Source organism: Blastocatellia bacterium (assembly GCA_016713405.1).
GTDB lineage: Bacteria > Acidobacteriota > Blastocatellia > Chloracidobacteriales > JADJPF01 > JADJPF01.
Window position 1 is genome coordinate 652,749 of the sequence record JADJPF010000001.1, and the last position, 20,205, is coordinate 672,953.

A 20,205-nucleotide genomic window follows, 5' to 3' on the forward strand; every position below is an offset into this window, starting at 1 on the left:
AGGGTAAACTAAATACTCCTGTTCCTGTAATGGCAATTTTACAAGGTTCTAGCATTGCTGAACTAGCAAATCTTCTTTTAGAGCCACTTAAGGAAAAGCAAAATGCGATTTCTGGCAAAGAAAATATAGTTATTAAAGAAAATTCTCTACCATTTAGTTTTGTTACTTATACTTACGCAATGGTAGAAGATATATTAAAAGGAAAAATAGCTGATTTGTTAGGCTATTCTCCAAGTAAATTAGATATAGAGCAACCTATCAACACTTTGGGACTAGATTCCTTAATGGCTATAAAAATAAAAAATAGTCTAGAAGAAGTGTTAAAAATACAAGTACCTATAAGAGAAATTTTGCAAGGCTGTAGTATCGCTGAATTATCTAATAGCTTATTAGACTTACTTAATACTTCTTCTAGCAATCTTATTGTTAATGAACTTAACGATAAGTTAATTTTAGATAAACCACCTATAGTTAAAAAAGAAGATAATTTAGAAATGTATGAAGAAGAAGGTAGTTTAAATGTAATAGAAAAAGTGATTATAGAAGAATTAGCCAAAGAGTTAGGATATTCATCTAAGAGAATGGATATACAACAGCCTATAAATATGATGGGCTTAGATTCTTCTGTAGATATAAAAGTAAAAGAAAATATTGCAAAAAGTTTGAGTGTAGATTTATCTAATGTAGATATTCTTCAAGGACAAAATATATTAGAACTATCTTCCCAAATAAATCAACTATCTCCAAATCTTAAAGAAACATTTTTGGCTAAAAAAACTGCACCATTTTTATCAAACAAAGAATTAGCCAAATGGGTAACAATTAATAATTTAGATTCTAAAGCTAAATTAAGACTCTTTTGTTTTCCATTTGCAGGAACTGGAGCATCTATATTCAAGACATGGGAAGATTATTTACCTAAAAATGTTAACATTTGCCCTATACATCTTCCTGGACGTGAAAAACGTTGGAAAGAGTCTCCATATACAAATTTAATGGCTTTGGTAAATGATGCTTTGGAAGTTTTAAAAGATTGTTTAGATATACCTTTTGCTTTTTTTGGTCATAGTATGGGGGCATTAATTAGTTTTGAATTGACTAGGGCATTAAGGAAAAATCAGCTTTCCTCACCTGAGCATTTGTTTGTTTCAGCATATCGTGCGCCACAAATACCTGTTACAGAGGCACCAATACATACACTTGCTGATATACCCCTTATTGAAGAAATGCGAAAATATGGTGGAACTCCTAAAGCTGTTTTAGAAAATACTGAATTAATGGCTATGTATTTGCCTGTATTGCGAGCAGATTTTTCTATTTTTGAAACATATGTTTACAAACATGAGCCTCCTTTTGATTGTCCAATATTTGCTTTTGGGGGATGGCAAGATCCAAAAATGGATCAAAATAGTATGTTGTTATGGAAAACACAAACTACAAAATCTTTTGATTTAGAAATGGTTACAGGCGGCCATTTCTTTATTCAAGATTTAGAAGCAAGAAAAATTGTTTTGCAAAAAATCTCCGAAACTATAGTTGATTCCTACGTTAAGTCACCAGTATAGTGGATACGTAAAACTAGGCACCAAAAAGATGGCAAAAGAGATATAACCACAGGTATGAAAAAACGGTAGGTCTATGAATGTTTTGGTTGAGTCGAAAATGGACTTAGAGTAGCGAACAAAAGACAAAGTTAAAAGTTAGCTTAAGCAAAAGCATTAAGCAGAAGCTATAGGAGTTCTAAGTTTACGAGCAAAGAGAAGTTTATCTCTGCGCTGGGCAAAAATAGATTCAGCATTACCAAGCAATTTGTCAAAAGGAGAAATATAGCCAATAGCAGAGTATAAACGCTCGCAATTAAGTGGTTAAGTAAAAGAGATCTTATATTTTGAGCCAAAATTACTAAGTATTTCATCTAAAGAAGAAGACAGATGAGAAAAAGAAAGATAAGCAGAAAAAGGCAACCAAAGATACTTAATACGTTGCCAAAGAATCTCAATAGCATTGAGTTCAGGAGAGTAAGGAGGCAAAAAGTAAAGAAATAAACCCTGTTGCTCCCAAAAGGAATGTTATCATCAAACCGTCAGAAGTATGAATAGGAGCATTATCTAAAACAACAATAGTCTTTCTTTGCAAAGAGGAAGCAAATAAATTAAAACACTCTATGACTATATCGCTAGTAATACTGCCTGTAAAAACAAAAGACTCTAAATGGTTTTCTTTGTTCATAAAAGCTAGTACATTTAACGGTAGCTCTCCACTTAATCGGGGCCGAGGTAAAGATTGAAAAAGTAGAGGAAAATACTGATAATCAAAATTAACAAAAAAAAGGTAGGATTATCAGTATGAACCCAACAGAAGTATTTTGCCCGAATATGGAATGCTTGGCTAGAGGAGAAGTAGGAAAAGGGAACATAAAAATACATAGCCAGAAAGAGAAAAGATACAAGTGCAAGGAATGTAAAAAGACATTTGCAGAAAGCAAAGGGACGATGTACTACAGAATCCATAAAATCAAGCAAGAAATAGACTTAGTGGAAGTAGTAATAACATTACTAGGAAATGGATGTCCGCTGCAAGCAATAGTAAAAGCACTTAAATTAGACGAAAGAACGGTAAGTAACTGGCAAAACAAAGCAGGGCAGCACTGCGAAAAAGTACATAAAGAGATAGTAGAAAAACCAAGAGAATTAGGACAAGTACAATGTGACGAAATAAGAGTGAAACAACAAGGAGCAATAGTATGGATGGCAATGGGGATAATGGTTCAAACGAGGCTATGGTTGGCAGGAGTAATAAGTAAAAATAGGGATATGGGATTGATAAGTGAATTGATGAGAAAAATAAGAAGTTGTGCAAAGACAGGAGAAATTTTGATATGTGTGGATGGATTAGTTTCTTATATAAGAGCAAGTTACAGAGCATTTAGAGATAAAGAAAAAGATGATGGGCAAGCAACAACAAAGTTCAAAGTGTGGTCAGGTCTAATGATTGCTCAAGTAGTCAAACAATATAGTGGAAAACTTCTAGTTGGAGTCCAACATAGAATAGTCAAAGGTAGCCTTGAGTCTGTAGAAAAGCTTATTACTCTTTCTCAAGGTAATGGTTGGATTAATACTTCTTTTATTGAAAGATTAAATGCTACTTTTCGCCAACGCCTTTCTTTCTTGGTTCGCAGAGGTCGTGCCTTATCTAAACAATCTCTCTCTTTACATTATTCTATGTTCTTAGTTGGCACTCTTTACAATTTCTGTACCTACCATAAAAGCTTACGTATTAAAATTAATGGTAAATATTATCCTCGTACCCCTGCTATGGCTTCTTCTATTACCGATCATTGCTGGTCTGTTCGTTCTTTGCTTTTATTTCGTATTCCTCCCCCTCCTTTTTCTCCTCCTCCCCTTCCTAAATCTCTTGGTCGTCCCAGATCTCTACTTGGCTTTTTCTCTCTTTCCTCTGGCCCCGATTAATTGGAGAGCTACCGGTTTTTTTTTTATTTTTCTTGAATACTATAGAATTGGTAAAAATATTTGTAACCAATTTTGATTAAAAAATATGCAAATGCCTCATTTAGAGGCATTTGCTAGTAGCGTAGTTATAAAACTTTGGAGCTACTATGATTATTGGTTCTTAAAAAAACTTACAAATGCTAATAAGGGAAAGTTTTTTAGCAAGGTTTTGAAAGACTATAAACTGCATCATCGATTTTATCTATAAGTGTGTCGGTTCGATAACGGTATTCAAGCTCAAACACTTTTTCGATTTTGGCAATGTTGGAAACAATATCATTTATAAGCTCTCTATCTTTTGGATCTAAATCACTAAACTGTATACCTGTATTTGATTTAGATATTGAATAACGTACCTCCACATACTCTAAAGTATAGTAAGGTAGTAAAGCTATTTGCATAGTTATTACTGAGCCAACAGGTATTGCTAAAGGACTTTCTATACTACACCCACCACAACTTAAACTTGTTATCATAGTAGGTGTAGTGGCATTAAAAAAAATCTTTGTCTATAATAGTTGCTTCACAAAAATATGGCACTCTTTATGCGCGGCGGTTTTCAAATTTATTTTCAAACTCTATAGAACGAATTCTTTCTACTTGACAACTTAAACTAGAGTTAATCATCATACGTAAAAGATCTGGATTAACTGGTTTAGCCAAGAAACCATTTATTCCAAGTTCGCTAATAATATTTTGAGTTGAAGAAATATCTTTAGTTGACATCACATTATAGGAATTTGATTAAAAGGACTAGTTTTACGGCAACGTTCTACAAACTCAAATCCACCCATTTTAGGCATCATTAAATCAGTAATAATTAATGAAACTTGAGTTAATTCAAGTAGTTCTAAAGCCTCTACTCCATTAGAAGTTGTCAAAACTTCATATCCTTCTTCCATTAAAAAATCTGATAAACTATTAAGGATTTCTACGGAATCGTCAACAACCAATAATCTTATATTCATAGTATTCTCCCAGTTATAGAAGTTATGGATTATGCCTACTTACGTTAAACTACCTTATGTAAATATTTTATAAAAATTTAGCAGTTTATTGTTAGTGGCTAATCTCTTGCTAGGCATATTGCATCTTTTTGTACCAAAGTAGATATATAAACTAAAATAACTAAAATCTTGATATATAAGGTTTTATCTCTACTAAATTTTATGAAGTTATTTAATATTAAGATTAGCTGAGGAAAAACGCCTCACCTAATTTACACATATGGCAAATATACCCAAGAAAAGTAGAAAATAATGAAGATTATATTAATAAAAATTTGAAAAATGTGTTAAAAAGCAAAATACTAGATAAACTTTAGTATATTTATTTCCTTATGTAATTTACTGTCATAAGGAGTGTTTGTTATATAGGTTTAGTTTTCTTGGATAAGAGGTTATGGATTATATATTATATTGTAGGGGTTACTTGAATGGAGCTAAAAAAATAATAAACCTGTCAGTTCACTTTCTAAACAAATATTATCCCAAACTTTAGATTTAGTTGCTGATGGGATTGTTGTCATTGATGAAAAACAACAAATTTCTATTTTTAACCATAGTGCTAGGGAAATATTTGGTTATTCTGAGGATGAAATATTAGGCAAATCAGTAAAACTTTTAATACCAAGTAGATTTTATGATGTTTATAATTCCTATATTGAACAGGTTTCTAACCAAACAGTTGTTTCTAATACAAAGCAAAAATTTTGGGGCTGCACAAAACTGGTAATGAGTTTTAATAGAGATTGCAATTTCTAAATCTTTGCAGATGGACAATTATTTTTTATAGCAACAATTCGAGATATATCTGAGCTTAAAATAGTAAATAAATTACTTCAACAACAAACTAAAATATTAACAAGTATATCTGAATCAATGACAATTTTTTGCAAGAACATGATGTAAAAAGGCTGTTTATCCAATATTAGAAGCTGTTTCTAATGAAACTAAAAGCCAATTTACAGGGCTAGGTTTTTATAGATAATGCAAAACTAGAAATTATTACTAATGTTAAACAAGTTATAAATGCTGAAATTAATAATCTTATGTGTGAAGAAATAGAAAAAAAAAAACATCTTTTGAAAAATATTTCATTACATAATCAACTTGCTTATTTAGCTAAAAAACTCTTTTAACTTCTTCAAACCAAATAGAAAATTTAACTAATGATAATCTTGCTGTAAAAAAATTTAAGCTAAGGAAATTTCTAAGTATTCCAATAAAATGCCAAAAACAAACAACTAGTGTTTTAATCTTAGCTAATGATACATTTGCTTATAATGAAAAAAATATAGAATTAGTAGAACCAGCAGTAGAAGCATTAGGTATAATTGTTGACAGCTATCAACATATTCAACAAAAACAAAGTTAGAAACCAACAAAAAGTTACTCAAAGAGAGCTTATTAACTAAAGCCATCAACAATCCGTGTTAGTTAGATTAGGTAGACAAGCCTTACTAGAATCAGATATCTCTAAGTTAATGGAATATTTTATAAATTCTATTAAAGAAATCTTAAACATAGATTGTTGTTTTATACTTGAATTTGACACAGATAACACTTTATTTTTTAAGAACAGAAAGTTTTGGACTTATAAAAAATGACTTAAAATTTAACCCTAATAGCTCAAGCTTTGCGTCTGTAAACTCTAACTCATTGGTAAATATATTATTGGGTTCTACAGGCCGCTTATTATTGATGACCTAGAAACAGATCTTAGGTTTAATGTACCTGAATTTTTTAGAATACAAAAATTTACTAGTGGAGTTAGTGTAGTTTTATACCTAGACAATGAAGTTTTTGGTTTTCTAGGGGCTTTTACTCGTAGCAAACGGCTTTTTACAAGCAATGAAGCTAATTTTTTACAAACAATTGCTCATACATTAGTTACAGCTATTAAGCGTAAACAAGATGAAGATAGACTGGGGAACACCTAAAACTTATAGATGCTTCTTATGAAGCTATAATCGCTTGTGACCTAAAAACAAAAAGTAATTTTTTGGAGCAGAAGCAGCTAATCTCTATGCAATAGAAAGGGAAAAAAGCCATAGGTGCAAAAATTTCTAATTTAATAATAAACCAGCAATCTAACCTAGTTAATAATATTATTGAAACTACCCTAAAATCTAATGAATGGGTAGGAGAAATTGCTAGTCAAGACTCTAAAGGAAATGATATGGTTGTTCTTAGCCATTGGTCGCTAGTTTATGATAATTCAGGAAACCCAAAAAAAATTTTTACTTGTTAATACTAATATTACAGAAAAAAGAAACTAGAAGCCCAGTTTTTAAGGACACAAAGAATGGAAAACTTGGGTTCTCTAGCTAGTGGTATAGCTCATGATCTAAATAATCTTTTTAACACCCATTACACTTTCTCTTGATCTACTTAAAAGGCGGGCAGATGAACGGAGCTTACGACTTATTGAGAGAGTAGAAACATCTACTAAACGGGATCGGAAATGGTTAAACAGATACTTTCTTTTGCTAAAGGTATAGAAAGTAGTCAAACTACCATAGATCTTCAAATATGTTCTTGAAGAATTACTTAACATGTTAAAAGTTAGTTTTCCTCAAAATATTAGAATATTTACAGACTATTCATCTAAAATATGGTTGGTGCTAGCAAATGCTACGCAGATCTTTCAAGTGCTTATGAATCTATGTGTTAATGCACGAGATGCTATGACTGAAGGTGGTATGCTTAGTATAAAAGTTAAAAATGTAATACTTGAAAATCTAGAGGATTTAAAGAATTAAAAAGTGCTGCTGCATTTGTACAAATTTCTGTTTCAGATACAGGAATTGGTATGAGCCAAGAACAAGTTAAAAAAATATTTGAGCCTTTTTTTACTACTAAAGGAGCTAAAGGTACAGGTTTAGGACTAGCAATGGTTGCTAGCATAGTGGAAAAACATAAAGGTATCATTAGAGTCCATAGCGAGTTAAATAAAGGAACTACTTTTCTATATATTTGCCTGCAATAAATGATGAAGAAATTAAAGAATCTTTGGGTGGAAAAAAAGAATCTCTTGTTGGTAATAATCAAACTGTGTTATTAGTTGACTCTGAAATATCTACTCTTGAGATCTAAAACAGCTTTAGAAGCTTATAATTATAAAATTTTATCAACTAATAGTGGTGCTGAAGCAATTGCAATTTATTTTGAAAAACAGCAAAACATTGATGTTGTTATAGTTGATATGTTGACAGCAGAAGTTGAAGGGGCTATTGTAATTTCTTCATTAAAAAAGCTAATCCCAAAATAAAAATAATTGCTACTAGTAATGATCTAAATGCTTACTCTAAACTGGATTCTTTGTCTAACTTAGTAAAAAAAGTTACTAAACCTTATACAGCAGAAACATTATTAAAATCTCTAAAAGAAATATTAAGTAATATAGATAGGTAATTACGATGAGTCAATTTTCTTATACAGGTAAAATACTATTAGTTGATGATGATGAAGCTTGTTTGTCTTTAATAGATTTAGTTCTTCAAGAAGAGGGATTTGATACAGTTGCAGTTAACAATGGTAAAGAAGCACTAAGAAGATTAGAAGAAGGTGATATAGATTTAGTTATCTCTGATGTACAAATGCCATATATTGATGGAGATACATTACTTAAGGAAATAAAAAAGCGAGATCCTAAAGTAGAAGTTATTCTAATTACTGCACATGCTAGCCTTATGGGTGCAGCTAATGCTATAAATAATGGTGCGCAAGATTATCTAACAAAACCTTTTAGTGCAACACAGCTAACAGATATAGTTAGGAAAGTTTTAGATAGAGTAAACAGTTCAGCAAAAACCGAAGATAAACAAGCAATCATCTCAGAAATAGAAAGCGATAAATTAGTTGGCAATAGTCCTATAATGCTAGAGTTGTTTAAGCAAGTAGGTAAGGTAGCAAAAACTGATTCTACTGTCCTTATTTTAGGTGAATCAGGGGTTGGAAAAGAAGTAATTGCAAAAAGGAAATTCATAAATTAAGCCACCGCTCTAAAGAAAACTTTGTTGCTGTAAATTGTGGTGCTTTAACAGAATCTTTACTTGAAACTGAACTTTTTGGACATATCAAAGGTGCCTTTACTGGCGCACAGTCTGATAAAACAGGACTTTTTGTTGAAGCAAACAAAGGAACTATATTTTTAGATGAAATTACTGAAACTAGCCTAGCTTTTCAATCAAAATTACTGCGTGTTTTACAGGAAGGAGAAGTTTTGGCTGTAGGAGCATCAAAACCTAAAAAAATTGATGTTAGAGTTATTGCTGCTAGTAATCAAAATATAGATCTTCTGGTTGAAGAAAAACTATTTAGACTAGATCTTCTTTATCGCCTTAGGGTTGTAGAACTAGTAGTTGCTCCTTTAAGAGAACGAAAAGGGGATATTTCTTTACTAATAGAGTATTTTCTTAATAAGCAAAAAAGTAAAAATCAAAGACAAATTGAAATATCAGAAGAAGCTATTGAATGCTTATCTAATTATCATTGGCCCGGAAATGTTCGTCAATTAGGACATGTTATTGAAAAACTTGTTGTTTTAGCAAAACATTCCAAAATTTTACTCGATGATCTACCTAAAGAAATTAAAGAGATGCCTATCTCATCTGTATCCAATAAAGATGAAAAAGAGAATCACTTAGTGCAAATAGTCTACTAAGTTTAGCAGAAGTGGAATATAAACATGTTGTTAATACCTTAAGTCAGTTGGGTGGAAATAAGTCTCAAACAGCCAGAATCTTAGGTATAGACAGAAAAACTTTAGATAGAATACTAAAACGTAACCTTGTAAATTAAGTAGGCTAATTGTAGAATTTGATTAAGCACAGTAAGTTTTTCTAGAAAAAGGCTTGTAAGACTTGCAATGAACTTAGAAATCTCTATAATAGTTGTTTCCAACAAAATCTTTCTCAATTTTATCTTATGGCGGGCATAGTTCAGTGGTTAGAACGCTTGACTGTGGATCAAGAGGTCGTGGGTTCAAGTCCCATTGCCCGCCCTTTTAGCTACCTACTAAATAATTCCATTCATTATATTTAAGCCTAAAATATTCTTTTTGCTCATTGTCTCCTTTTCGCGTACTTCCACCTATATTTCTATCTCAAATTTATATCAAAATGGGGATGAAAATAGGGATGACCAAAAGGAGGCTAAATGCCTAGAAATAAGGAAGGTTCTACCCGCATTAAAGATGGCAAGTTGTACGCAAGAGTTACTTATCAAGACGACAATGGCAAAACAAAAGAAATTTGCCGTAAGGCTGAAAACCGCACTCATCCTAAAGAATTAATAAAACAAATATTACGTACTTTGGACGATCATAAGTAAGCCTTTACAAGCTGAACAAATGACATTCCAAGAACTAGCTAATTTCTATATGAGAACTACTTACAAAAGGCTGAATATATAAACGGTCGAAAGTTTTTGGGCTACGTTCCTATGATACAGCACGATATAACTTTAAGCCTGTAGTAGAATACTTTTCAATAAACCATTAAAAATATCACTTATAGCGATATTAAAAAGTATCGGCTTGCAAGGCTAAAAACGCCTACTAAAACAGGAAAGCAACGTAGCATTGCTACAGTCAACCAGTAAGCTTACTTATCTTAGACGGGCATTAGAAATAGCTAAACAACAAGGTTGGATAATTCGTAACCCATTTAACCAAGGCGACGCACTTATTTCTATAGCTTGTGAACAAAAACGAGAAAGAATTTTAACTAAAGAAGAAGAAACCCGCTTGCTAGAAGCTTGTCTAGGTACTAGGTTGCATCTACGCCCAAAAGACTACCTGTTTTTTGTGTTTGCTGAGTTTGTGTAGTTTGTTGTTGAAGAGAAATATTTTGACTTTGATTTGATGAGCCTATACGCATTTTGATGATATCTCCTTGAATGTGTTTATTAAATGAATGGCTAAATTATTTCTGATGAATCATTATTGAACTTATCGCTATCAGTATAGAAAAGTTGCTCAAAAAGTCCAGAAATTCTTTTATTTTTTGCAATCACTTATAGATTTATTGGTAAATAACAATTGCTATATAATTAACTATTATATTTTGCAACGAGTTAATATTAATTATTATATTTTTCGGAAAAACATAAAAGTTTCTGCAAAAACCAGGAAAAATTTTTATGAAGTTTTTTTCCTTTTGGGTATTAAGCAAGTGAACCAAGAAAAATTATATATCAAAAATCATAATATTCAAAAATTCTAAATTAGTTAAAAATCAATATTTTAAGGGAGCATATTTTATGAAAGCATGAATATTGGATCTATTAGTAATGTTGGCCTTAATCAACTAAATAATAACCAAGCTGTTAACAAATTAGCAGATGCTCAACAAGGAAATTTAGCAGGAATAACTGCTAGAAAACTAGAATCTCCCACAGAATCACCTAATATGGCTAAAACTGCTGCTAGCAATGGCACTCAAGGCTTGGAGCAATCTATTCAAGAAATAAAGCAATTGTTAGGTGAATTAACAAAAATGTTGAAAAAAATGATTCAAGAACTCCAAAAAAATGGTGAAGCTGGTAGTGGTCAACAAGCTGAAAAAGCTGCCCCTAAAGGTCAAGAAGGCGTAGAAGCTGCTAAGGAAGCTAACCAAGCTGCAAAGCCTATGAATCAAGCAAATGGAGCAAGTGAAGCAGAAAAAGCAGCCGAGGCAGAAAAAGCTGCTCAAGCTCCTGGTAAAAAAGAAGGAATGAATAAACAACTTGAAATGATTTCACAAATGATTGAAATGCTAGGAAAAATGCTAGAAATGCTCAAACAACTATTAGGGCAAATGCAAGGAGCCGGTCAAGGCAATAATATGGCTGCTCAAGCCGTGTCAGCACAGTAAATTTAGTTTTTACCTCTTAATTTCCAAAATCCTATCAATGGCGATACTGACAAGGGGAGAAGCAATTCTTCCCTTAATTTTTTTCTAGGAACGCAGACATCTATCTTGGCTGCCTGCGAGCAGGATGCTCGCGCTCCCAGAAAATTTTATTAAAATCTATAGCTTTGGTCAGTTGACGCACCGCTACTAAAACATACAAACTTATCCGAAGTTAAAAAACTTAAAAATAATTAAAGGATAGGGCTATGGAAAAACGGCAATTTGGCAAAACAGATATGCAAGTTAGTGTGCTTGGTTATGGTGGTGCGGAAATAGGTTTTGAAGGAGCTAGTTTAGAAAATGTTACAACCCTTCTTAATGAAGCCTTAGATTCTGGGCTTAATGTAATTGATACTGCTGCCGCATATTTAGCTAGCGAAGAATTAATAGGACAAGCAGTTAGTAATAGACGCAAGGATTTTTACTTATTTAGCAAATGTGGTGCAGCAGAAGGTTTTACTAAATTTGATTGGAGTAAAACAGGCTTACTTAAGCATATTGAAACTAGCTTAAAAGCCTTAAAAACTGACTTTTTAGACTTAATCCAACTGCATTCTTGTAACTCAGAAACACTCAAGCAAGGCGAGGCTATAGAGGCTTTAGAAACAGCACGTCAAAAAGGGTATACTCGCTATATTGGCTATAGCGGCGATGGTCAAGACGCTGTTTTTGCTATTAAAACAGGTGCTTTTGATAGTCTTCAAACTTCTATAAGTATTGCTGATCAAGAAGCAATAGATTTACTTTTACCTTTAGCACAAAGCTATAACTTAGGTGTAATTGCTAAACGTCCGATTGCTAATGCTGTTTGGAGAAACTCCCAGAAACCAGAAAATGCTTATCATCATCCTTACTGGGAAAGAATCCAAAAGCTAAAATATGATTTTCTTAGCAGTGCAGAATCTTTTTCCATCGCCTTGCGCTTTACTTTAAGTCAACCTGGAGTTTGTACAGCAATAGTTGGCACCAAACAGCCAGGACGCTGGCAGGCAAATGCTAAAATGTTGGAGGCTGATGGCCCACTTTCAGCCAAAGAAATTGCAGCAATTTGCTCACGTTGGCAAGAAGTTGGCGGAGAAAATTGGCATGGACAAGTTTAATAAGGTTTAAGTTAAATTAATCAAGTCCGTAGCTTTTCTTTGAAAATTTTCCTTGAATGGCTTAATTTAGCTCAAATAAACGTTTTATAAAAATTTTGTAATTTTGTAGGTATAAGTTATGACAGCAACAGAAAAAGCAGTAAATGAAACTCCTAGCACTCCAGCTAGTAATTTTATCCGTGAAATTATCGCAGAAGATCTTAAAAATAATAAACATAATGGACGTGTGGCTACACGCTTTCCACCAGAACCAAACGGCTATTTGCATATAGGACATGCAAAATCAATTTGCTTAAATTTTGGCATTGCTAAAGAAAATCAGATGGGAGTTTGTCACTTAAGATTTGATGATACAAACCCAAGCAAAGAAGAAGTTGAATATGTAGATTCTATTCAAGAAGATGTTAAATGGTTAGGTTTTGACTGGCAAACACATCTTTATTATGCGTCTGATTATTTTGAGCAGATGTATCAATATGCAGTAGAACTAATTAAATTGGGGAAAGCTTTTGTTTGTGACCTTAACCAACAGCAAATGCGTGAGTATAGAGGCACTTTAACCGAGCCAGGAAAAATAGTCCTTATCGAGATCGATCTGTTGAGGAAAACTTAGACCTTTTTGAGCGTATGAGAGCAGGCGAATTTGAGGAAGGCCAAAAAGTATTAAGGGCAAAAATTGATATGTCTTCACCAAACCTTAATATGAGAGATCCAGTTATCTACCGTATCTTAAAAGCACATCATCATAGAACAGGCGATAAATGGTGCATTTATCCAATGTATGATTATGCTCATTGTCTATCAGATTCTATTGAGAAAATTACACATTCTATTTGTACACTAGAATTTGAAGATCATCGCCCATTGTATGATTGGGTTTTAGATGAATTAAATGTTGAATGTCACCCACAACAAATTGAATTTGCTCGTCTTAATATCAGCCATACAGTACTAAGTAAAAGAAAATTACTAGAATTAGTTAAGCAAGGATATGTTAGCGGTTGGACAGATCCACGAATGCCAACTATTTCTGGGCTACGTCGTCGAGGCTATACACCCGCAGCACTTAGAAATTTCTGTGAAAAAATAGGCGTTGCTAAACGTGAAAGTATGGTAGAAATCGCCCTCCTAGAACATACTTTAAGAGAAGACTTAAATCTAAATGCACTACGTGTTATGGGTGTATTAAATCCACTTAAGGTAATAATTGATAACTATCCAGATGATCAAGAAGAAGAGTTAGACGCAGTTAATAATCCAGAAAATGCTGAGGCTGGGAATAGAAAAGTTCCTTTCTCACAAGTAATTTATATTGAACAAGATGATTTTAAGGAAGAACCACCCAAAAGGGTTTTTTCCGTCTCTCACCTGGTAAAGAAGTTAGGTTAAAACACGCTTACTACATAACTTGTGTAGGAGTAGAAAAAAATGATCAAGGTGAAGTGGTTGCAGTACATTGCACTTATGACCCAGAAACTAAAGGTGGGTGGTCAAAAGATCAAAGAATGGTAAAAGGCACGCTTCATTGGGTTTCTGCTAAACATGCTGTAGATGCTGAAGTCCGACTTTATGACCATTTGTTTAGCAAAACTAATCCTAATGAAGAAAAAGAAGGTGTAGATTATAAAAGCTACTTAAACCCAAATTCTTTGCAGGTTTTAACAGGCTGTAAACTTGAACCTAGTTTAGCTCAGGCTCCTTTAGGGCAACCTTATCAATTTTTAAGACAAGGCTATTTTTGCTTAGATCCAGATTCTACTGCTGAAAAGTTGGTGTTTAACCGCACAGTTGCACTTAAAGACACTTGGGCAAAGGTAGAGAAAAAAGGTAAGTGAACTAATTAAAGTGGTTAGCAAAACAATATAGGGCGATTTTTCGCCCTATTGCTATTTCTTAATAAGTAAACTACGTTAGGAATCTAAGATAGAATTATGACTGTGCAAATTAATAATTTTCCTTTTGCTGATTTAGCACTCTCACAACGTTTAGAAAAAGTGGAAGCTATTAGTAATGTTGAATTTGTTGAAACTAGAGCAAAGCTTTTTCCTGAAAGCGGAGCTTGTTGGAAAAATATTGCTGGTGCTTACGCAATGTATGACGGTGTTAAATCCCCACTAACGCAAACTTTTGGATTAGGTATTTTTCAGCCAATTACAGAAAGCGAACTTATAGAAATAGAAGATTTTTATAAGCAATTTCAAGCCCATGTTTTTCATGAAGTTAGCCCACTTGTTGATGCTGAAACTACTAAATTGCTTAATCAAAGAAATTATCAGCCTATAGAATTTACTAATGTGATGTTTCGACCTTTGCAAATAAATGAAAATAGTAAACATAGTGAAAAAATTAATGTAAGAATCGTCCAAGAAAATGAGCATGACTTATGGGTCAGCACAGCAGCAAAAGGATGGAGCGAGTTTTTAGAGTACGCAGATTTTATGCTAGAAATCTCACAAATTAGTGCTAAACGAAAAAATGTGCTTTCATTTTTAGCTGAAATTGATAACAAGGCTGTTGCTACAGGTGCTTTAAGTATTTGCGATGGTGTAGCACTACTAGCAGGAGCTAGCACTATTCCTGATGCACGTAAGCAAGGAGCGCAGCTAGCATTATTAAATGCACGGCTAAATTATGCAGTTAAAGCAGGTTGTAACCTTGCTATGATGTGTGCTTTAGCTGGTAGTGCTTCACAAAAAAATGCTGAACGTCAAGGTTTTCGTATTGCTTATACTCGTATCAAATGGCAACTAGTTGATAAAAATAGTGGTTAAACCATAAACTTTTTATTTACTAGGGCTTAATAATTTTAATATTTCTTCAGCATGAATTTCAGGTTTTACTTTAGGAAATACTGCTGAGATAACCCCTTGTTCATTTATTAAATAAGTTACTCGATTTATTCCAAAGTATTTCTTTCCATACATTGTTTTTTCTCCCCAAACACCATAGCTTGTAACTATGTCTTTGTCTGTGTCAGATAACAAAGTAAATGGAAGCTGATATTTATCACTAAAAGATTTATGGGATTTAATGCTATCAATGCTAACACCAATTACTACAACATTTAGATCTTGAAATTGAGTAATTTGGTCACGAAAGGCACAAGCTTCTTTTGTGCAACCTGGAGTGTTATCTTTAGGATAAAAATAAAAAATGATTTTTTTGCCTTCAAAGTCTGATAATGAAACTCGCTTGCCATTTTGGTCAAAAGTGCTAAATGTTGGTGCTTTGGCTCCTACTTCAAGTAGTGACATGAAAACTCCTAAATTTATAAATTAACTATAACTTACTGGGATCTATTCCTAGTTCGCGTAATTTAGCTGCTAATTTTTCAGCGCGTTGATGCTCCTTTTCAGCACGTTGATGTTCCTTTTCAGCGCGTTGATGTTCTTTTTTGACGCGTTTTTGTTCCTGTAATAATTTCTCTTCGGCTATTTGAGCAGTTTTAGTTGCTTGTTGCTGTTGTTCGCTCATTTCTATTGGGTCAAGGAACCGTTCACCATTTACATGGTAAATAGTGAAATCTTTACTGGTAAGCTCAAAACGAATACCTAAAAGCGGACTAGTCCAATTTTGAATAGGAACAATGGCTAATAACTTATCACCTGCACGCAACCACCCTTTTAAGTTATTATGTTGTGGGTCATAAACATAATATTCCGAAACGCCATGACGCTGATAAAAAAGCAATTTTTCAGCCATTTCTTCTTTAGTGTTTGTGTAGGAAAGAATTTCAAAAACAACTTGAGGGGCAATATTATCTTCTTCCCATTGTTTGTAAGAACGACGTGGCCCTTTTGGACGGCCCAATGCTACTAACACATCTGGAGCAACACGCGTGTAAGGGTCACCTTTTACTGGATACCAAAATAAATCTCCAGCTACAAAATCATTTTTTAATTCTTTATCTAATCCCCATTTGATGATACTAATCCAATCAAATTGCAGGGTACTGTCAGCCATTGGTTTACCATCGCTTTCTGGGTAAAGTGGGTCAAAATCAAAATTAAGTGGACTACTCATAAGCTTTTCCTTTTAGCGAATAGATGGATTTTTTACTAAAAACCAACGAATTTTTAGATTAGAATTTATGGGAATTATAGGCAAAACATAACTAGTTTGCTAGCAGACTTAGCTTTTTAGGCTCTCTTTTCTTGCTACTATTGCTGGAGTAAGCCAAAATAGCTTAATAGTCATCTATAGTTATAATGTAGCCAAATTTTACTTAATTTTAAGAAAAGCTTTTAGTTAGGAGCAAGTAAGATGTTAAGAGGGCGATTGCCTTTAATTGCTAAAGCAATAGCAATAGTAGTTTTTTTAGGTGTAACTACATTGCTTGGTATTCAGCTAGTAAAAAGAATGAATACCGTTACTCCTTCACGAGACAAAAAAATCAAACTAACCCAAAAAATCACCGCAGAATTTAATAATTTTAAGTATGATTACCATGAAGGTCGTACTCGCTATCGTCTTACTGCTGCTAAAGATAAAGTTTTTAGTGATTCTCGTCATGAACTAGAGCAAGTTAAATTAGAGCTTTTTGATGAAGATGGAACGGTTTCAGGCCAAGTAACTTCAGATCTCTGTGATTATGATCAAACAAAAGCTGTTCTTAGATTTCAACAAAATGTAATCATCACTAGTAAAGATGGCTTAGAAGTAAAAACTGAAATACTAGATTATGATCAAACTACTGGTAATGCAGAGTCACCAGAAAAGGTAGAATTTAGTCGGGATCGCATTAGTGGTAATTGTGTAGGAATGATACTAGAGTCAAAGCCTAGTCGATTGGAAATGAAAGAAGCTGTTTATATAAAAGTTTTGCCTGCTAATGACAATGCTCAATCTGTTAGTAAAGCAGTGGAAATAACAGGAGATTGGGCAGAATATACTAGCGATGATAGAGTAATTAATTTAGAAGGAAATGCCAAATTAGCTGAGCCAGACCGATTTTTAAGCGCAGATTTAATAACAGCTTATTTAACAGAAGATAAGAAAATTGAATTAGTAGAAACATTTGGCGGAAGTCAGCTAAAAAGTGCGCGTGGGGACGATTTTAGTTTAAGCGCAGTTAATATGAATTTCTTTTTTGACGCAGCAGGTAAACTTGCTCAAGCAGAAGCTAGAGGAAATAGCCAATTAGAAAACCGTCAAAAAGACTCTACCTTAAAAATAAATGCTACTGATATGGATTTTGCCTTTAATACAGCAGGAAAACTTTCTCAAGCAGAAACTCAGGGAGAAAGTCATTTTGAAAATCAATCAAAAACTGCCGATTTAAAAATTGATTCCGAAAATATGTACTTTTTCTTTGACGATCTAGGCAATTTATCCCGCGCCCAAGCAGTAAAAAATGTCCAAGCAGAAACTACTAATAAAGGGCCAGCTAGAACACTAACAGCTCATGAACTAATAGTTTCTACTATAACTAGCCCAGCAGGTAGCCAAGTAGATAAAATTAAAGCTATAGGAAATGTTTACTTAAAAGTTGATGCAGTTGAACCAACTAAAGAAGTCCCTAACCCTACTAAAAAAGAACTAAAATCCAATGAAGCCGAAGTCTTTTATTATCCTGGAGGACAATTTTTACGCCTAGCCCAAGCCTTAGGACAAGCTAGCGTTACTATCACACCAATAAAAGAAATTCCTGGTGCTGAAAAACGTTTGATGACAGCAGAACAAATGGAATTAGCTTTTTTTGAGTCAGATAATGCTGTACGTGAACTAAATGCTCAAGGGAAAGTTAAATTGGAAATAGAGACTATTTCTAAAGAACCGCTACCAAAACGTATTAGCGAGAGCGACAAGGCTAAAGCTAATTTTGAGAGAACTAGCGGCGAACTTCTTCAAGCACTACAAGAAGGTAACTTTAAGTATCAAGAAGGTAGTCGCAATGCTTTAGCAGAAAAAGCTAAGTATGATAGTATAAAAAAAGTAATAGAGCTTAGAGAAGGTAAAGTAATGGTTTGGGATGAACAAGCACGAACACAAGCAGATGAAATAGACCTTTGGACAGAAAAGCAGGAAAGTTTTGCTCGTGGAAAGGTTCGCTCAACTTATTACAGTCCATCAACAACAGGACAAGCAACACCTTTTCGTAATATGAAAGCACCAGTATTTATTACATCAAAAGATTTACATATTTTTAATGCACGTGGAGAAGCAATTTATACAGGGGATGCAAGAGCCTGGCAGGATGATAATTTTGTTAGAGCAGAAAAATTAGAACTTTTTCGAGATGAGCGCAAGATGTTAGCTACAGGTAAAGTTTCTTCTGCTTTATATCAAACAAGAAAAAGTGCTGTTGAGGGGAAAAATAACCAGCAAATTGTGCCAATTTTCGCTACTTCTGATGCAATGAACTATTTAGACAAAGAGCGTTTTGCAATGTATCAGGGTTCAGTAAAAATTAAACAGGGCAATGAAATGTTAGAAGCAGCACAAGTAAAAATTTTCCTAGAATCAGAAATAAATGAGCTAAAACGTTTAGAAGCTTTTGAAAAAGTTGTTCTAACACAACCTGGTAGACGTGGTGAAGGGGATGAAGCGGAATATACTGCTCAAGACCAAAAAACTATCTTAACCGGAAATATGGCAAGGGTGGTATCAGATTTGCAAGGGACAATAACAGGTCGTAGATTGACTTTGATGGGGGGCGATGATAGAATCTTCGTCGATGACCAACGAGGCACACGACGAGTCAGATCAACCCACGAAGTTCAACGTTGAAGCACAAAAGTTCTAATGAGGAGTAAAGAAGCTGCTGTGGGAAAAAAAACTAAAAAACTTAACGTTGAGATAGAAACGCTGGGAAACAAAGCTAGTGAAATTAGCCTAGAACAAGTATCTGCCGTCAACAACCTAATAGAGGTTGAGTCTTTAACAATTCCTCGTCAACTGCCGAGAGAAATTACCAGTAAAACCCCAGATAAAGGGCCAGAATTTTTGCGTGCGGAAGGATTAAAAAAGTCCTATCGGGGCAGATGTGTTGTTAATGACGTTGCAATAGAGGTAAAACGCGGGGAAATAGTAGGACTACTAGGCCCAAATGGTGCTGGCAAAACTACTAGTTTTTATATGATTGTTGGTTTAGAAAAGCCTGATGCTGGACATATTGACTTAGGTGGTGGAGATATAACTAATTTGCCAATGTATTTAAGGGCAAGACGCGGTATTTCATATCTACCACAAGAGGCTTCAATATTTCGTAAACTAACTGTAGAAAAAAATATTTTAGCTATTTTAGAAACATTAGAACTTTCTTGGCGAGAACGCCAAGAACAACTAGAAAAGTTACTTGAAGAATTAGATATTGCTCATGTACGCCATACAAAAGGATATGCGTTATCTGGTGGAGAGCGACGACGTACAGAAATAGCTCGTTGTTTAACCTTAAAACCTTATTTTATTCTTTTAGACGAGCCTTTTGCAGGTATTGATCCAATTGCAGTACTGGATATTCAGAAAATTGTTAATCGCTTAAAAGCTAGTGGTATAGGTGTTTTAATTACAGATCATAATGTACGTGAAACATTAGCAATCACTGATAGAGCTTATATTATTAACAATGGGTCAATCTTTCGAGCAGGTACACCTGAGGAACTTACTTCAGATAAAGAGGTAAGACGGGTTTACCTAGGAGAGAACTTTAGGATGTAGTTAAGTTGCTAACAGTAGTTTCTGTTAGTTAAGGTAAAAA

Annotated in this window: 22 protein-coding genes, 1 tRNA gene and 1 pseudogene; 17 read left to right on the forward strand and 7 right to left on the reverse strand. The window is 33.7% G+C overall.

Features of this window, described 5'->3' with window-relative positions; translation table 11 throughout:
* The first annotated feature begins 29 nt into the window (after positions 1 to 29).
* Positions 30 to 1,565 (forward strand): hypothetical protein, encoded by a 1,536-nt coding sequence (locus IPK14_02795; GenBank protein MBK7992363.1) that lies wholly within the window; start codon positions 30 to 32, stop codon positions 1,563 to 1,565.
* A gap of 300 nt (positions 1,566 to 1,865) precedes the next feature.
* On the opposite strand, the gene IPK14_02800 is transcribed toward IPK14_02795, so the two are convergent.
* Both IPK14_02800 and IPK14_02805 read right to left on the reverse strand, forming a co-directional pair.
* Positions 1,866 to 2,030, reverse strand: coding sequence for a transposase (locus tag IPK14_02800; protein ID MBK7992364.1), 165 nt, complete (start codon positions 2,028 to 2,030; stop codon positions 1,866 to 1,868).
* Positions 2,011 to 2,229 (reverse strand): hypothetical protein, encoded by a 219-nt coding sequence (locus tag IPK14_02805; protein ID MBK7992365.1) that lies wholly within the window; start codon positions 2,227 to 2,229, stop codon positions 2,011 to 2,013. The genes IPK14_02800 and IPK14_02805 overlap by 20 nt, the downstream gene beginning before the upstream one ends.
* A 263-nt stretch (positions 2,230 to 2,492) precedes the next feature.
* Between IPK14_02805 and IPK14_02810 the strand changes: the two genes are divergently transcribed.
* Positions 2,493 to 3,470 (forward strand): hypothetical protein, encoded by a 978-nt coding sequence (locus tag IPK14_02810; GenBank protein ID MBK7992366.1) that lies wholly within the window; start codon positions 2,493 to 2,495, stop codon positions 3,468 to 3,470.
* Positions 3,471 to 3,667: 197 nt separating this feature from the next.
* On the opposite strand, the gene IPK14_02815 is transcribed toward IPK14_02810, so the two are convergent.
* The 3 genes from IPK14_02815 to IPK14_02825 all read right to left on the reverse strand — a co-directional run bounded on the left by IPK14_02815 (position 3,668) and on the right by IPK14_02825 (position 4,477).
* The gene (locus IPK14_02815; protein MBK7992367.1) at positions 3,668 to 3,985 is read right to left on the reverse strand and encodes a PilZ domain-containing protein; all 318 of its coding nucleotides are present in this window, start codon (positions 3,983 to 3,985) and stop codon (positions 3,668 to 3,670) included.
* 67 nt (positions 3,986 to 4,052) lie between these two features.
* The gene (locus IPK14_02820) at positions 4,053 to 4,235 is read right to left on the reverse strand and encodes a hypothetical protein (protein MBK7992368.1); all 183 of its coding nucleotides are present in this window, start codon (positions 4,233 to 4,235) and stop codon (positions 4,053 to 4,055) included.
* Complete coding sequence (locus IPK14_02825; GenBank protein MBK7992369.1) at positions 4,235 to 4,477, reverse strand: response regulator; 243 nt, start codon at positions 4,475 to 4,477, stop codon at positions 4,235 to 4,237. Before IPK14_02825 ends, IPK14_02820 begins: the two co-directional genes overlap by 1 nt.
* A gap of 513 nt (positions 4,478 to 4,990) precedes the next feature.
* On the opposite strand from IPK14_02825, the gene IPK14_02830 reads away from it, so the two are divergent.
* From IPK14_02830 to IPK14_02890, 13 genes and pseudogenes are all read left to right on the forward strand, one after another.
* Positions 4,991 to 5,272, forward strand: a complete 282-nt coding sequence (locus IPK14_02830) for a PAS domain S-box protein (protein MBK7992370.1) — start codon at positions 4,991 to 4,993, stop codon at positions 5,270 to 5,272.
* Between the two features lie 2,050 nt (positions 5,273 to 7,322).
* The gene (locus IPK14_02835; GenBank protein ID MBK7992371.1) at positions 7,323 to 7,499 is read left to right on the forward strand and encodes a hypothetical protein; all 177 of its coding nucleotides are present in this window, start codon (positions 7,323 to 7,325) and stop codon (positions 7,497 to 7,499) included.
* Between the two features lie 96 nt (positions 7,500 to 7,595).
* Positions 7,596 to 7,781 carry a hypothetical protein gene (locus tag IPK14_02840; GenBank protein MBK7992372.1) on the forward strand — a complete coding sequence of 62 codons (186 nt, stop codon included), beginning with the start codon at positions 7,596 to 7,598 and terminating at the stop codon, positions 7,779 to 7,781.
* A 148-nt stretch (positions 7,782 to 7,929) separates the two neighbouring features.
* Positions 7,930 to 8,505 carry a sigma-54-dependent Fis family transcriptional regulator gene (locus IPK14_02845; GenBank protein ID MBK7992373.1) on the forward strand — a complete coding sequence of 192 codons (576 nt, stop codon included), beginning with the start codon at positions 7,930 to 7,932 and terminating at the stop codon, positions 8,503 to 8,505.
* Positions 8,457 to 9,176, forward strand: coding sequence for a sigma-54-dependent Fis family transcriptional regulator (locus tag IPK14_02850; protein ID MBK7992374.1), 720 nt, complete (start codon positions 8,457 to 8,459; stop codon positions 9,174 to 9,176). The genes IPK14_02845 and IPK14_02850 overlap by 49 nt, the downstream gene beginning before the upstream one ends.
* 11 nt (positions 9,177 to 9,187) lie before the next feature.
* The gene (locus IPK14_02855; protein ID MBK7992375.1) at positions 9,188 to 9,313 is read left to right on the forward strand and encodes a hypothetical protein; all 126 of its coding nucleotides are present in this window, start codon (positions 9,188 to 9,190) and stop codon (positions 9,311 to 9,313) included.
* 129 nt (positions 9,314 to 9,442) lie between these two features.
* Positions 9,443 to 9,515: transfer RNA gene (locus IPK14_02860), tRNA-His, on the forward strand.
* A gap of 155 nt (positions 9,516 to 9,670) precedes the next feature.
* Positions 9,671 to 9,844 (forward strand): hypothetical protein, encoded by a 174-nt coding sequence (locus IPK14_02865; protein MBK7992376.1) that lies wholly within the window; start codon positions 9,671 to 9,673, stop codon positions 9,842 to 9,844.
* A gap of 250 nt (positions 9,845 to 10,094) precedes the next feature.
* Positions 10,095 to 10,340, forward strand: coding sequence for a hypothetical protein (locus tag IPK14_02870; GenBank protein MBK7992377.1), 246 nt, complete (start codon positions 10,095 to 10,097; stop codon positions 10,338 to 10,340).
* A 442-nt stretch (positions 10,341 to 10,782) separates the two neighbouring features.
* On the forward strand, positions 10,783 to 11,367 hold the full coding sequence (locus IPK14_02875) for a hypothetical protein (GenBank protein ID MBK7992378.1): 585 nt from the start codon (positions 10,783 to 10,785) through the stop codon (positions 11,365 to 11,367).
* Positions 11,368 to 11,612: 245 nt separating this feature from the next.
* The gene (locus IPK14_02880; GenBank protein ID MBK7992379.1) at positions 11,613 to 12,506 is read left to right on the forward strand and encodes an aldo/keto reductase; all 894 of its coding nucleotides are present in this window, start codon (positions 11,613 to 11,615) and stop codon (positions 12,504 to 12,506) included.
* Positions 12,507 to 12,624: 118 nt separating this feature from the next.
* Positions 12,625 to 14,341: pseudogene (locus IPK14_02885) on the forward strand (glutamine--tRNA ligase/YqeY domain fusion protein).
* Between the two features lie 96 nt (positions 14,342 to 14,437).
* Entirely contained in the window at positions 14,438 to 15,277 is an 840-nt protein-coding gene (locus IPK14_02890; protein MBK7992380.1) for a GNAT family N-acetyltransferase, read from the forward strand.
* A 12-nt stretch (positions 15,278 to 15,289) separates the two neighbouring features.
* Here IPK14_02890 and bcp read toward each other — a convergent pair whose 3' ends face one another.
* Positions 15,290 to 15,760 carry a thioredoxin-dependent thiol peroxidase gene (gene bcp, locus IPK14_02895; GenBank protein MBK7992381.1) on the reverse strand — a complete coding sequence of 157 codons (471 nt, stop codon included), beginning with the start codon at positions 15,758 to 15,760 and terminating at the stop codon, positions 15,290 to 15,292.
* A gap of 25 nt (positions 15,761 to 15,785) precedes the next feature.
* Positions 15,786 to 16,529 (reverse strand): Uma2 family endonuclease, encoded by a 744-nt coding sequence (locus tag IPK14_02900; GenBank protein ID MBK7992382.1) that lies wholly within the window; start codon positions 16,527 to 16,529, stop codon positions 15,786 to 15,788.
* Positions 16,530 to 16,769: 240 nt separating this feature from the next.
* Here IPK14_02900 and lptC point away from each other — a divergent pair, with 240 nt between their 5' ends.
* Entirely contained in the window at positions 16,770 to 19,235 is a 2,466-nt protein-coding gene (gene lptC / locus IPK14_02905; protein MBK7992383.1) for an LPS export ABC transporter periplasmic protein LptC, read from the forward strand.
* A 15-nt stretch (positions 19,236 to 19,250) separates the two neighbouring features.
* Positions 19,251 to 20,165 carry an LPS export ABC transporter ATP-binding protein gene (lptB, locus tag IPK14_02910; GenBank protein MBK7992384.1) on the forward strand — a complete coding sequence of 305 codons (915 nt, stop codon included), beginning with the start codon at positions 19,251 to 19,253 and terminating at the stop codon, positions 20,163 to 20,165.
* Positions 20,166 to 20,205: the final 40 nt, after the last annotated feature.